Origin of the sequence: Luteibaculum oceani, from assembly GCF_007995015.1 — a bacterium.
In the GTDB taxonomy this organism is placed as follows: Bacteria; Bacteroidota; Bacteroidia; order Flavobacteriales_D; family Luteibaculaceae; genus Luteibaculum; species Luteibaculum oceani.
This window is the reverse complement of record NZ_VORB01000003.1, coordinates 238,382-252,221: the sequence shown is the minus strand read 5'-3', so window position 1 is coordinate 252,221 and position 13,840 is coordinate 238,382. Positions and strand designations below refer to the sequence as shown.

Annotated in this window: 12 protein-coding genes; 8 read left to right on the top strand and 4 right to left on the bottom strand. The window is 39.4% G+C overall.

What is annotated here, in order from left to right:
* Window positions 1-42 precede the first annotated feature (42 nt).
* From FRX97_RS04525 to FRX97_RS04515, 3 genes are read left to right on the top strand one after another with little or no spacing between them, the layout of a single operon-like run.
* Window positions 43-3,336 (top strand): hypothetical protein, encoded by a 3,294-nt coding sequence (locus FRX97_RS04525; RefSeq protein ID WP_147013837.1) that lies wholly within the window; start codon window positions 43-45, stop codon window positions 3,334-3,336.
* 9 nt (window positions 3,337-3,345) lie between these two features.
* Window positions 3,346-3,714 carry a sulfite exporter TauE/SafE family protein gene (locus FRX97_RS04520; protein WP_147013835.1) on the top strand — a complete coding sequence of 123 codons (369 nt, stop codon included), beginning with the start codon at window positions 3,346-3,348 and terminating at the stop codon, window positions 3,712-3,714.
* Window positions 3,714-4,892 carry a M20 metallopeptidase family protein gene (locus FRX97_RS04515; protein ID WP_147013833.1) on the top strand — a complete coding sequence of 393 codons (1,179 nt, stop codon included), beginning with the start codon at window positions 3,714-3,716 and terminating at the stop codon, window positions 4,890-4,892. Before FRX97_RS04520 ends, FRX97_RS04515 begins: the two co-directional genes overlap by 1 nt.
* Window positions 4,893-4,895: 3 nt before the next feature.
* Here the strand turns inward: FRX97_RS04515 and FRX97_RS04510 are convergent, their stop codons facing one another.
* Window positions 4,896-5,123 (bottom strand): DUF1059 domain-containing protein, encoded by a 228-nt coding sequence (locus FRX97_RS04510; RefSeq protein WP_147013831.1) that lies wholly within the window; start codon window positions 5,121-5,123, stop codon window positions 4,896-4,898.
* A 4-nt stretch (window positions 5,124-5,127) separates the two neighbouring features.
* On the bottom strand, window positions 5,128-7,311 hold the full coding sequence (recQ, locus tag FRX97_RS04505) for a DNA helicase RecQ (protein WP_147013829.1): 2,184 nt from the start codon (window positions 7,309-7,311) through the stop codon (window positions 5,128-5,130).
* A 106-nt stretch (window positions 7,312-7,417) separates the two neighbouring features.
* Here recQ and FRX97_RS04500 point away from each other — a divergent pair, with 106 nt between their 5' ends.
* The 5 genes from FRX97_RS04500 to FRX97_RS04480 all read left to right on the top strand — a co-directional run bounded on the left by FRX97_RS04500 (window position 7,418) and on the right by FRX97_RS04480 (window position 12,945).
* A complete protein-coding gene (locus FRX97_RS04500; protein WP_147013827.1) occupies window positions 7,418-8,389 on the top strand; it encodes a KpsF/GutQ family sugar-phosphate isomerase in 972 nt (323 codons plus the stop codon).
* Window positions 8,389-9,189, top strand: coding sequence for a twin-arginine translocase subunit TatC (gene tatC, locus FRX97_RS04495; RefSeq protein WP_147013825.1), 801 nt, complete (start codon window positions 8,389-8,391; stop codon window positions 9,187-9,189). Before FRX97_RS04500 ends, tatC begins: the two co-directional genes overlap by 1 nt.
* Window positions 9,190-9,251: 62 nt before the next feature.
* Entirely contained in the window at window positions 9,252-11,681 is a 2,430-nt protein-coding gene (locus tag FRX97_RS04490; RefSeq protein WP_170227020.1) for a DUF5686 and carboxypeptidase-like regulatory domain-containing protein, read from the top strand.
* A gap of 1 nt (window position 11,682) precedes the next feature.
* Window positions 11,683-12,414: an LPS export ABC transporter ATP-binding protein gene (gene lptB, locus FRX97_RS04485; RefSeq protein ID WP_147013821.1), complete on the top strand. Its 732-nt coding sequence runs from the start codon at window positions 11,683-11,685 to the stop codon at window positions 12,412-12,414.
* A 3-nt stretch (window positions 12,415-12,417) separates the two neighbouring features.
* Complete coding sequence (locus tag FRX97_RS04480; protein ID WP_147013819.1) at window positions 12,418-12,945, top strand: hypothetical protein; 528 nt, start codon at window positions 12,418-12,420, stop codon at window positions 12,943-12,945.
* Here the strand turns inward: FRX97_RS04480 and purS are convergent.
* Window positions 12,926-13,177, bottom strand: coding sequence for a phosphoribosylformylglycinamidine synthase subunit PurS (gene purS / locus FRX97_RS04475; RefSeq protein ID WP_147013817.1), 252 nt, complete (start codon window positions 13,175-13,177; stop codon window positions 12,926-12,928). The genes FRX97_RS04480 and purS overlap by 20 nt on opposite strands.
* On the bottom strand, window positions 13,167-13,838 hold the full coding sequence (pssA, locus tag FRX97_RS04470) for a CDP-diacylglycerol--serine O-phosphatidyltransferase (protein WP_147013815.1): 672 nt from the start codon (window positions 13,836-13,838) through the stop codon (window positions 13,167-13,169). The genes purS and pssA overlap by 11 nt, the downstream gene beginning before the upstream one ends.
* Window positions 13,839-13,840 lie beyond the last annotated feature (2 nt).

The window sequence follows — 13,840 nt, the reverse complement described above, 5'->3', positions numbered from 1 at the left end:
TTTAAAAAGGCGCGATGCAAATATTCTTACTTTTAGGTGCAAATGAAACTGCGACTACTAATATTCATTTTTTTAGGACTTATTACAGGGGTTCAAGGTCAATTTTATTCCGGAAGTGACCAGTCTTTTGGGAAGAATAGAGTGCAGTATCAAGAATTCTTCTGGCAGTACTACCGGTACAAGTATTTCAATGTTTATTTCTATAAGGAAGGGGAGGGTTTGGCAGCCTACGTATCCAAAAGGGCATTGGAAATAATGCCGGAAATGGAAAGTAGATTGGATTTCCCATTGGAAGATAAAGTCCAGTTTATTGTTTATAAATCCTATTCAGATTTTAAGCAGTCAAACATTGGTATAGATGCCAATTCCAATAATAATGTTGGGGGAACAACCCGAATTGTCGGAAATAAAGTGTTTGTTTTTTACGAAGGAACCCACGAAAAACTAGATGCTCAAATCCGTTCTGGAATTGCAGAAGTTATTCTCAACCAGTTAATGTATGGAGGAGATATTACCGAAATGGTAAGGAGTTCTACCTTTCTAAGTATGCCCGAGTGGTATAGAAAGGGTTTGGTTTCATACCTAAGTAAGGGCTGGAATACCGAAATAGAAAACTCTGTGAAGGATGGGGTTCTTAGTGGTAGGTACGAATATTTTAATAGACTAACTGGTGATGAAGCTAAGTATGCTGGACACTCCATATGGTATTACATAGCCCGAACTTACGGTGAACAGGTTATTGCAAATATTTTGTACATGACCCGATTAAGTAGGAGTATAGAAACCGGGTTTATGTATGTGTTGGGGATGGATTTGGATTTACTTTCCCTTGAGCACATGGAGTTTTTCCAAGAAAAATTTAAGGAAGACGAGTCTGCTAGAAAGGATCCTAAACAGAAGAAAATAGACGTTAAGATTGGGCGTAATCAAAACGTTACCCACGCTAGACTCAGTCCCAAAGCTGATAAATTGGCATACGCTACCAACATTTTAGGGCAGTATAGAATTTACGTTAAAGACCTAAAAACAGGAAAGAGGAAAAAGATTGTAAAGGGTTCTCATAAAATCAATAGGATTATTGATAATTCCCATCCAATTATTTGTTGGCATCCCAATGGGAAAATATTGGCATATACAGAATACATAAGGGGAAAATTATATCTGAATTTGTATTCTCTAACGGATGGGAAGTCTAATCGAAAAGAGATTTTTGCCATTGACAACATCCTGGATATGGACTTTTCCAATAGCGGGAAATTGATGGTTTTTAGTGCCACTCAAAACGGAAAGACCAACCTCTACAAGTATTATGTAATTGGAAATAGGCACGAAAAGTTAACGAATGATCTTTTTGATGATCTAAATCCAAGATTTATTCAGAATGATGAGGCAATAGTTTTTTCATCCAATAGAACGAATACCCAGTTGGGATACAACAAGAAAGATTCAACCTATACAGGGAACTTCGATATTTATGTGTATCATCTAAAAGACGAAGGGCAGGGTAGTTTGGAGCAAATTACCTTTACCCCAGGGTACGATGAGCTGGATGCCTTTGAATACGGTAGCAATAAATACACTTTCCTGAGCGACCAAGCAGGGGTTATAAATCGCTTTTATGCCAAATACGATAGTACCATTTTGAGAGTAGATACTGCAATACACTATCAATATTTTGCCAGCCAATACCCGCTAAGTAATCTTAGGCGAAACATAATAGATTACTCTGTTCAAATTAATTCGGATAAGTATCAATATCTGACTTTTAGAGATGGCGAGTTTGAATTTTATGAGGGAAAACTGACAGAAGATTCAGTGGTTTCATTGGCTGAGCTTAAGCTGCTATCGCTGAAAAGTATAAAGAAGGTTGATTTCATGGGGCTTGATAGTGAGGCCATGGAAAATGCCAAAGAAAAAATCCCCAATTCGGAATTAGAAAAAGACTATTCCAACCCCTACGAAGATAATGTCCCAGAAACCAATAATGCTATTCCAGCTAAAAGGAAGGATGATGGAGGTATAGACTTCGATAATTACGTTTTTTCTGATGAAGAGTCTAAAAAGAAAGAAAAGGAGTCGCAAGACAAACTTCGAAATAATATCTTGGGAATAAAGGACAGTACGGGCTTTGTTTTACCTCAGCGCAGAAATTACCGCCTAAATTTTGCGTACGACGTGGTGCAAACACAGGTGGATAATAATTTCCAAAACAACTTTTACCAACTACTAAGTGGTCCCAATACATTGAACCCAGGATTGGGAGCCTTTCTGAGCTTAAGTGCAACAGATCTTTTTGAGGATTATAAAATTTCTGGTGGGGTAAGATTCTCGTTCAGTCTTAACAACCATGACTATATTTTTAGTGTTAGCAATAGAAAAAAAAGGTTAGATAAAACCTTAACCTACCAAAAACAAGGGGTTCAAATCTCTCTAGATAACATTCAGGGAGACGTATTTAGAACCACCACTCATTCTGTACAGTATGCTTTAAAATGGCCCATTAACGAGGTTTTTTCGGTAAGTGGTGTGCCAACGGTTAGGGTAGATAGGGGAGTTGTGCTCGCTAGAGATTTTAACACCCTGGCTATTCCAAATGAATATAGATATCAGGCGGGAGTTAAGTTAGAGTCGGTGTTCGATAACTCACTTAATCTTGGAACCAATTTATACAGTGGATTCAGAGCCAAGGCCTTTGTTGAGTTTTATTCAGATCCAGAAAATAGCAATGGCCAAACGCGTGTGATAGGTCTGGATTTGAGACATTATCAACCGCTACACAAGACTATTATTTGGGCAAATAGACTTTCAGCAAGTACCACTGGCGGAGGAAGAAAGGTGTTGTATATGATGGGAGGATTAGATCGATGGATGATTTTGCCTACTACAGAAGAAACCCCATTTCCAGATCTGACCGAATTTTTCTATCAATCTGCCATTACCCCAATGCGCGGTTTTAACCGCAACATTAGAAACGGGAACAGTTTTGCAATGATTAATTCTGAGGTACGTGTTCCCTTATTTAAATATCTGATTAAAAGACCGCTAAAAAGTGAATTTTTAGAATCTTTCCAATCCGTTTTATTCGCCGATGCAGGAACGGCGTGGGTGGGTGCAAACCCATTTTCCGATGAGAATACTTTTAATACAAAAATCATTAGGCAGAATCCGCTAACCATTAGAATTAATAAAAGAGTTAACCCGATTGTAGGGGGCTATGGATTTGGATTTAGAGGTAGAATTTGGGGTTATTATTTAAGAGCCGACTGGGCTTGGGGTGTATTGGATGGTAAAACCCAACCCCGACAGTTTTATCTATCTTTAGGCCTCGACTTTTAATCGTATTTCATGTCTTTATACACGATAGTTATTCTTGCTCTTATAGGAGTAGTTGCAGGTATTTTAAGTGGGTTTGTTGGAATTGGTGGTGGAATATTAATTGTTCCAGCCCTTGTGTTTCTTTTGGGGTTAACCCAACATCAAGCACAGGGAACTAGCTTGGCGCTTATGTTACCTCCAATAGGAATAATGGCTGTGTATAATTATTATAAAGCAGACAGTGTAAACTGGAAATATGCACTTGTAATTGCCGTGTGCTTTGTATTGGGTGGATATTTAGGGTCTAAACTTTCTTTGGCTTTATCTCCTCAAAAGGTAAAGCGGATATTTGGTGTATTTATGTTATTGGTTGCCCTTAAAATGATCTTTTCAAAGTAATGCTTTCCACTCAATTTTTTCACGATAAAGCAGTAGAACTATATCCCTTTATTAAAAGTATAAGGGAGCATTTGCATGCCAATCCTGAGTTATCTTTTAAAGAGTATAATACCTCAGATTTTATTGCCGAGCGATTAACCGAATTAAAATTGAAGTTCGAGCGCAATTGGGCGGATACCGGAATTGTTGGAAGAATAGGATCAGGTGGGAAACACCTTGCTTTAAGAGCGGATATCGATGCGCTCCCAATTACAGAAGAAAACGATGTCCCTTATAAATCGTGCAACCCTGGTGTAATGCATGCTTGTGGTCATGATGTGCACAGTTCATGCTTAATTGGTGCGTTGGCTATTTTGTCTGTGATAAAAGATTTACCGGGTCAAGTTCGGTTTATTTTCCAGCCTGGCGAGGAGAAAAATCCAGGTGGTGCATCCATGTTAATTAAAGAAGGAGTTCTGGAGGATCCTAAAGTAGATGGAATCATTGGGCAACACGTTTATCCTGAATTGGAACAGGGAAAAGTAGGGTTTCGCTCTGGGATGTACATGGCCTCTTGCGATGAAATTTACATCGAAATAGAAGGTAAGGGAGGGCATGGAGCTTTGCCTCACAAGGCCGTAGATTCGGTATACATTGCAAGTCAGATAGTAGTTGCACTCCAAAATATTGTGAGCAGAAAGGCCGATGCCACCATTCCTACCGTACTGTCTTTTGGTAAGTTTCAGGCGGATGGAGCTACCAATGTAATACCTAGCAAGGTTTATTTAGCTGGAACTTTTAGAACCTTTAATGAGGAATGGAGAAAAGAGGCCCATGAGCTTATTAAGCGACAGGCCGAGGGTATTGCAGCATCATTTGGTGCTAAAGCCAATGTGAAAATAGATGTTGGCTATCCATTTCTTAAAAATGATGAAGATTTTACGCACAAATCTCAACATTGGGCCAGAGAATTATTGGGAGAAGAAAATGTGGTAGAATTAGGAATGCGTATGACAGCTGAAGACTTCAGTTATTACAGTCAGCATGTTCCGGCAAGTTTTTATCGGTTGGGAGTAAGAAATGAGGACTTAGGGATTGTTAATTCAGTGCACCACCCTAAGTTTGATATAGATCCTAAAGCCCTGCAAACAGGTATGGCCACCATGGCCTATTTAGCTTACCGCTATTTATCAGAATAGTCTTTACAGGTTGTTGAACAAGTCTTCTTTTTCTGTCATCCAGGCCGCTATTTGATCTGGATCTTGCATCATGGTTTGCATTTCTTGCATTGCTTGAATGTGGGCAGTATCTCCTTTCTTTATCATGGCTACACTGTGTTTTTTACTTTGTGCAGCCATTTCAGCAAAGGTGTTTGCATGAAAGGTTACATCACAGGCACCACCCAATTCTTTGCAAGTCATTTTCTTCATAGTCTTAGTGGGCCATTTCACTCATGAATTTTATTCGAACCAAGCGGATTTCCTCTTCGGTATAATCTCCTTCGAATTCTTCATAAGCTTCATCTAAATCATCGCTTTCGGCCTCGAGGAAGTAGTCGTAAATTTCTTCAATGATGTCCTCATCCAACTCCTCTTCGAGGTAGTAATCGATGTTTAGCTTGGTTCCTGCAAATACTATTCCTTCTATCTCGTCAAGAAGTTGATCTAGCGTTTGATTTCTGCTTTTGGCAATGTCCTCAAAAGGAATTTTTTGATCGATTTTAAGTACTAATTGTACTTTTTTACCCGAAGGATTAGCTACGTTACGCATTACAAATTCATCGGGGCGTTCTATTTCATTTTCCTCAACATAACGCTCGATAAGTTGCATAAAGGGCTTACCATATTTTTTAACCTTACCTTCTCCAACGCCACCGATATTCAGCATATCGTCTTTCGAAATTGGATATTGACTAGCCATTTCCTCAAGGCTTGGATCTTGGAAAATAACGAATGGTGGCACCCCTTTTTCCTTGGCTACTTTTCTACGAAGATCCTTGAGCATTTTCATTAGGTTCTCGTCTACGGCAGCTCCGGTGTTACTATTGGTCTCAATATCTGTTTCAAGATCGGAGTAATCGTGTTCTTTTAAGATTTCCACTTTTTCTGGTTTAACCATGAATTGGTGGCCCTTTTCACTGATTTTTATTACTCCGTATGACTCTATTTCCTTAATAAGCAATCGCTTTAAAATGGATTGTCTTATTGCAGCATTCCAGTATTTTTCGTCTCGGTGCGTACCTTTTCCAAAGAACTCATTTTTGTCTCCTTTATACTTCTGAATTTCGGTTGATGAATCTCCTAGAAGCAAGGAAACTATATAAGGTGCCTTAAAATTCTCATTCAGACTTTCAATAGCTTTCAGTAATAGCACTACATCCTGTGTGCCATCAATTCTCTCTCGAGGATTTTTACAATTGTCGCACTTTTTGTTGCATTTCGCCTCATCGAACACCTCGCCAAAGTAGTGGAGGATGTATTTTCTCCTACACACAGAGGTTTCGGCATAGGATACCATTTCTTGAAGCAGTTGTTTTCCAACCTCCTTTTCAGCAACCTGTTTGTTGTGTAGGAATTTTTCGAGTTTTTCTATGTCTTTATATGAGTAGAACGCTAGACAGTGTCCTTCGCCACCGTCTCTTCCCGCTCTTCCTGTTTCCTGGTAATATCCTTCTAAGCTTTTTGGAATATCGTGGTGGATTACATAGCGAACATCTGGTTTGTCAATTCCCATTCCAAAAGCAATGGTTGCCACGATAACATCCACCTCTTCCATGAGGAAGTCGTCCTGAGTTTTAGCTCGCAATTGAGCTTCTAATCCGGCATGATAAGGAAGCGCTTTAATGCCATTTATTTGAAGGGTTTGTGCTATTTCTTCAACCTTTTTTCTACTCAAACAGTATATAATACCCGATTTGTTGGGTCTATCCTTTATGAAGCGGATAATTTGCTTCATAGCATTTTGCTTGGGTCTAACTTCGTAGAAAAGATTTTCACGGTTGAAAGAATCTTTAAACTGAACCGCATCGCCCATTCCGAGCGTTTTCTGTATGTCTTGGCTAACTTTTGGGGTTGCCGTTGCGGTTAGAGCTATAATTGGAACGTTTCCAATTTTCTCAATAATGGTTCTTAATCTTCGGTATTCAGGTCTAAAATCGTGTCCCCATTCACTTATACAGTGCGCTTCGTCAATTGCGAAAAAGGCAATTTTAGTTTCTCGAAGAAAATCGATGTAATCTTGTTTGATCAGCGATTCAGGAGCAACAAAAAGTAGCTTGGTGTGCCCTGCTCTAATGTCTGAAAGTACTCGTGCGGTTTCAGTTTTGTTGAGGGAGGAATTAAGAACGTGTGCAACGCTTTCACTTTCACTAAACCCTCTAATGGAATCCACCTGGTTTTTCATTAGTGCTATAAGAGGCGATACCACAATGGCACAACCTTCGCTCATAAGTGCAGGCAGTTGGTAACAGAGTGATTTACCACCACCAGTTGGCATGATAACAAAGGTGTGATTTCCTTCAAGGACATTTTTAACAATTAATTCCTGTCGTCCTTTAAATGAATCGAATCCGAAAAATGTTTTGAGGGCTTCTTTTGGTGTGTTGGTCTTGGTAATCATGTATTCTTTCTGCTCTTAGCTCTATACACTCATTTATAAAAACTAAAGATAGGACATTTTCCCTGTTAGAAGCTAAATTTCCATCTTTGCGGAGCTAATTTTAGGGATGGACTCAGAAAACAACATTAAAAACTTAGGTAAAAGGGCAATTAAACAGGTTGCTGAATCGATTAACAAACTTTTGCCTTTTGTAGACGACAATTTCGAAAAGGTGGTAAAAACCTGTATGGAATCAGAAGGAAGGCTAGTTATTAGTGGAATAGGGAAATCTGCATTGATTGGTCAGAAGTTGGTGGCAACACTAAATTCTACAGGCACTCCGGCGATATTTTTACATGCAGCCGACGCTATTCATGGCGATTTGGGTATGGTGCAGCCCAAGGATTTAGTGATGTTGATTTCTAAAAGTGGAAACAGTCCTGAAATAAAGGTCTTACTTCCTTATTTAAAAGCCATGGGTAATACTACCATTGCCATGACCGGAAATTTGGATGGCTTTTTAGCAAAAAATTCAGATTTACTACTTAATACCACGGTGAGCAGAGAAAGTTGTCCCAATAATTTAGCTCCTACAACTAGCACCGCCGCGCAATTAATAATGGGAGATGCCCTCGCAGTAACTCTGATGGAGTTAAAAGGCTTCGGCAAGGCCGACTTTGCTAAATACCATCCAGGCGGAGCCTTAGGTAAAAAACTTTATCTAAAGGTCGAGGACATATTAGATCGAGAAAAATCTCCTGTTGTGGCTCCAAATGCCTCGTGGAAAGAAGTGATTTTAGAAATTTCCGCCAAACGCCTTGGTGCAGCCGTGGTTATGGATGGAACGGAAATATTGGGGATAATTACCGATGGTGATATCCGTAGAATGCTGGAGAAGTTTGATAACCTAGATGCCTTAAAAGCACTGGATATAATGTCTGAAAATCCTAAGCAGGTTGGGGTAGATAAACTGGCCTACGAGGCATTTCAAATAATGGAGAATAACAATATCACCCAGTTGGTAGTTGTAGAAGGGAAAGCGTCTAAATTTGTGGGCTTAATTCACATTCACGACATTTTAAAAGAGGGTATATTTTAATGGCCGATCGCGACGATAAGGAATTAAGTTTTTTAGGGCATTTAGAGGAGCTTAGGTGGAGGTTAATTCGTGCTGCTATTGCAGTAGTTGTGGGTGCCATCGCTGCATTTTCGGCTAAGAATTTCATCTTCGATAAAGTAATTCTTGCTCCTAAATCTCCTGATTTCTTAACCTACAAAGCATTTTGCTGGATAGGGGAATACCTTGGATTCGGGGCATCTTTTTGCCTGGCAGACTACACGCTAAATATTCAGAATATTAATATGGCCGGGCAATTTACCACGCATATAGTGGTATCGTTAATTGCTGGTTTTATTGTCTCTTTTCCCTATGTTTTTTACCAGGTTTGGAAATTTATATCGCCAGGTTTAACAGAGCGTGAAATAAAACTGAGTAGAGGAATTGTATTCTATACCTCCTTCCTTTTCATTTTTGGAGTTTTGTTTGGTTACTACCTTATTGCGCCACTATCCATTCAGTTTTTAGCAACGTATAGTATTAGTAGTGAGGTGGTTAATCAGATTACTTTGGCCAGTTTTATCTCTACTATTACCTCCGTTACCCTAGCCAATGGTTTGGTTTTTCAGCTACCAGTGGTGGTTTACTTTTTAGCTAAGATCGGGTTGGTTACTCCTGCTTTCTTGAAAAAATATAGAAAGCACGCGCTTGTTGTGGTGCTTATACTTTCGGCGATTATTACACCTCCCGATGTATGGAGTCAAATTTTGGTTACCATTCCCTTGATGCTTCTTTATGAAATAAGCATTATCGTTGCCAAGCGAATTAAAAAAACTCAATAGGAATTACACCACCTACCTCAATATTAGCCCCTGTTAGATATTTATTACTGACGTTGTTTCTTTTGGCTGGTTTTATTGCAAAATCGCAGCAAACTGAAGTTAGAGGAAGAGTTGTGGATGCCGAAACAGGCGAGGCATTACCATATGTAAATATCTCTTTTCAGGGAACTAAGATTGGAACAACTTCGGACTTGGATGGTAATTTTGTGCTGAAAAGCTACTACGCCTCCGATACGGTTGTTGCTACTTTTGTAGGGTACATGCCAAGTAAAATGGGGGTGATTTTAGACCAGACCCAAACGGTTGAAATTAAACTGCAGGCAGGAATTTCTCTAGCGGAAGTTGAGGTAAGACCAGATAAGGATGCCGAGAATCCTGCCCATCCTATCATAAGGAAGGTAATAGCCAACAAAAAAATTAACGACAGAGAAAAGCTAAGATCCTACTCCTACGAGGTATACAATAAGGTCGAGTTCGATCTTAATAATGTTACCGAGGATTTTAAATCAAAAAAGGCTTTCCGACCTTTCGAGTTTATTTTCGATTACATAGATACAACTGGCGAAAAGGATTATCTCCCCATTTTTATTAGTGAAACCATCTCTGAGATTTACTACCGGAAATTCCCAAAAGCACAAAAAGAGAGTATAAATGCGGTTAAGGTTTCTGGTATAGAAAACGAGTCTGTTTCTCAGTTTCTCGGAGATATGTATCAAAATGTTAACGTCTACGATAATAACATAAGCGTCTTTGGTAAACCATTTATAAGCCCAATTTCCAACAGTGGATTCGCCTTTTACAAGTACTATTTGCTAGATAGCCTATGGAAGGATAATTATTGGTGTTATCACATAAAGTTTATTCCCAAAAGAGAAAACGATCCGGTTTATAATGGTGAAATGTTTATTCATGACACCACCTATGCCATCAAGGAATTTCGGGGTAATATTTCGGAGGAGGCCAATATTAATTTCGTAAAGGGATTTGAGGTTACCCAGATTTTCGAACAGGTTAAACCCGAGGTGTGGATGCTAACCAAGGATAAACTGGTAGTAGATTTTGCCTTGGGAGAAAAAACCATGGGGTTATACGGTAGGAAAACATCCACCTATAAAAACCATAAGGTTAACGAGGAGCTCCCCGACGAGTTTTACAATACCGTCAACCAGGTTGAGGTAGAAAAAGGTGCAAGGGAAAAAGGTGAAGATTACTGGCAGCTGCACCGGCACGAGGAACTGGATAAAAATGAGAAGGCCATTTATTTTATGGTGGATAGCCTTAAAGAAGTTCCCACTTTTCAAACCTACCTGGATATTGTAAATATTGTTTTTACAGGATACAAGGTGGTAGGGAATTTCGAGTTTGGTCCGTATTACAGTCTGTATAGTTTTAATCCCGTAGAGGGGAATAGATTTAAGTTAGGAGTACGGACTTCCAATGATTTTAGTACTCGGGTTGCATTTTCTACATACGGAGCTTACGGTTTGCGCGATCAGAAGCTTAAGTATGGAGCAAGCTTTTTTGCATTTGTAAGTAAAGAGCCTAGGTCTTTCTTCGAGCTGAGTTACCATCAAGATATAGAGCAGTTAGGTCTAAGTCAAAATGCTTTTAGTACCGATAACTTTTTTGGTTCTTTTCTCCGACGGAATCCAGCTAATAAACTGAATTTGGTTACGGAGTATAAGGGGTATTATGAACACGAGTGGTTTTATGGATTTAGCAACCGACTTATTTTTTCTCACCGAAATATCCTTCCGCGCGGAGCATTAGAATTTAGGGCGCCCCTAGAAGGTACAAGTGGCTCCACATTGGTTGATGCCATTAGTACTACAGAGGTGGGGTTCTATACTCGTTTTGCCTATAAGGAAAGGTTTGTTAGTGGTGAGTTTGATAGAATTAGTTTGGGTACCGATAAACCTATAATTGAAATTCAATTAACCAAGAGTTTACCAGGGGTGTTAAATGCAGATTACAATTATACCAAGCTATATGCCGCACTATCCGATGAAATAAGCTTCGGTTATTTCGGATATACGGAGTTAAGGTCGGAGGCCGGTAAAATTTGGGGTAGAGCACCATATCCATTGCTGGAAATCCATAAGGGGAATGAAACCTTTTTCTATGATGACTACGCCTTTAATACCATGAACTTTTTTGAGTTTGTTTCGGACCAGTTTGTTTCGGTTTCGGGGACGCATCATTTTGGAGGTTTGTTTTTAAATCGCATCCCTCTGCTTAAAAAGTTGAAATTAAGAGAAGTGGTTAGCGCCAAAGCGGTATACGGAACGTATAATTCTAAAAATTCTGAAACCTTACAACTGAGTGAGGGGATCAATACTTTTAGCAATAGAAAGCCGTTTTTGGAGGCGGCCGTAGGGGTTGAAAATATTCTTAAATTTTTAAGAATAGATGCCCTTTGGAGATTAAGTTACCTTCAAAATCCTAATATTGTAGACTTCGGTATTAGAGCAAAACTGCAGTTAAAGTTCTAGCATGGCAATTTTAAGAGCGGAAGGACTTGTGAAAAAATACAAGTCTCGACAAGTGGTAAAAGGGGTTAGCCTTCATGTAAAACAAGGCGAGATAGTTGGATTACTGGGACCCAATGGTGCTGGTAAAACCACCTCGTTTTACATGATAGTTGGTTTGGTAAAAGCCAACGAAGGTGCTATTTACCTCGATGACCAAGAAATTACCCATGAGGCCATGTATCGGAGAGCACAAATGGGTATTGGATATTTACCTCAAGAAGCTTCTGTTTTTAGAAAGTTGAGTGTAGAGGACAATATTTTGGCCGTTCTGCAGATGACTCAAAAATCTAAGACCCAGCAAGAGGAAGACTTGGAAAGGTTGTTAGACGAATTTGGCTTGCAGCACATTAGAACTAACCGAGGCGATTTTTTATCTGGGGGAGAAAGAAGGCGTACCGAAATTGCAAGGGCCCTAGCTACGGACCCAAAATTTATCCTTTTAGACGAACCCTTTGCTGGTGTAGACCCAATTGCGGTTGAAGATATCCAGGGGATAGTAAAAGGCCTGGTAAAAAAGAATATTGGTATTTTAATAACAGATCACAACGTTCAGGAAACCTTGTCTATAGTTGACAATGCGTACTTACTCTTTGAGGGGAATATCCTAAAAAGTGGTACTGCAGAGGAATTAGCCATGGATGAGCAAGTACGAAAGGTGTATCTAGGTCAGAATTTTGAACTGAGAAGAAAATAGTCCATGAAAAAGCTCCTTTGCATTTTATTGATGTTGTGGGTGACCCCAATTTTCAGCCAGCAAATGATTTTGGTTGAGAAAGAGAACTCGGTAAAAAGAAACAGATATATCAAAGGAGCTGAAATTACCTTTAGTTTTAAAAGAAACAACCCTCAATCGCTGATAGAAGAGGAGCGTTATGTGGAGGGGGTAATCACTAAAATTTCAGATGACAGCCTGAAAGTGGGCACGGTTAAAGTGGCTTATTCCGAAATAAGTAAGGTGTGGAAGCCCAATGAAAAAACGCGGCTCCCCAATTTTTTTAAGAAGGTATTTAGAACTGCCGGAAGGGTGTATTTTATCATCTCGGCGATTAATGGATTGGCAAACAATGATTCGCCTATTATTCATCCAAGTGCTACTATAGGCTTACTCGGAGGCGAAGCTTTGGGATTTTTATTTGCCAAAGTCCCCGCCAGATTTTACAACCTGGAGTCGGGGAAATGGAAAATTCGTGTTGTAGATTTCTCTGCTACTGAGCAGAAAGAGTAAAAGTGTAGCTTTCCATAACAGGATTTGCCAAAAGCTTTTTACAAGCTTGATCTACCTTACTGTTTGCAGTAGCCTCATCATTAGCTTCAACAAAAAGAGTAATATGTTTACCAATTCTTACGTTGGTGATTTCGTCTAGATTAAGATTCTTCATAGAAGCACTTACTGCTTTCCCTTGTGGGTCTAAAAGCGCCTCTAGTGGCATTACGTCGATTTCAGCTTTAAATTTCATCTGTTTTAAATAAATATTGATCGGCTATTGAACAAAGAAGGTACAAAGCTAATATAATTGGTGTGGACATCCACCCCAATGCAAAAATTGATATTGCACTTAGGGCAATTAGAATAAAACGGAATCGATTTTCTCTCCATCCTAAACCCTTCAGCTTAAAACTCATCATCTGAAGTGGGATAACCATTAATAAGCCGGTTGCAACGGCCATCATTACAAAATAAACTGGCAATAAATCTTCAGGAAAATTTGGGATGGCTCCTAAAGCGGTTCCTGCCCAAAAGAGACCACAAGCGGGCGAAGGCATACCCAGAAAAACGGCACCTTGTCCACCTAAATTAAATTTGGCAAGACGAATTGCAGCGCAAATAGGAATAATAAAGCAAGCGAAATAATAATATTCAGTTTGTTGGGCTAGGGTGAGGGCAATAAAGGATGGTGCTACACCAAAACTCACTAAATCTGATAGAGAGTCTAGCTGAGCACCTAATTCGCTAGATGCCTTTACCAGTCTGGCTACAAAGCCATCTAAAAAATCGGCAACGGCGCCAATTAAAATGCAAATCCCAGCCCATTCTAATTGGTTTTGAGAACTAAACCAGATGGAAAAACATCCCATTAAAAGATTAGAAAGTGTTAATGCGTTGGGAATCTGTTTCATAG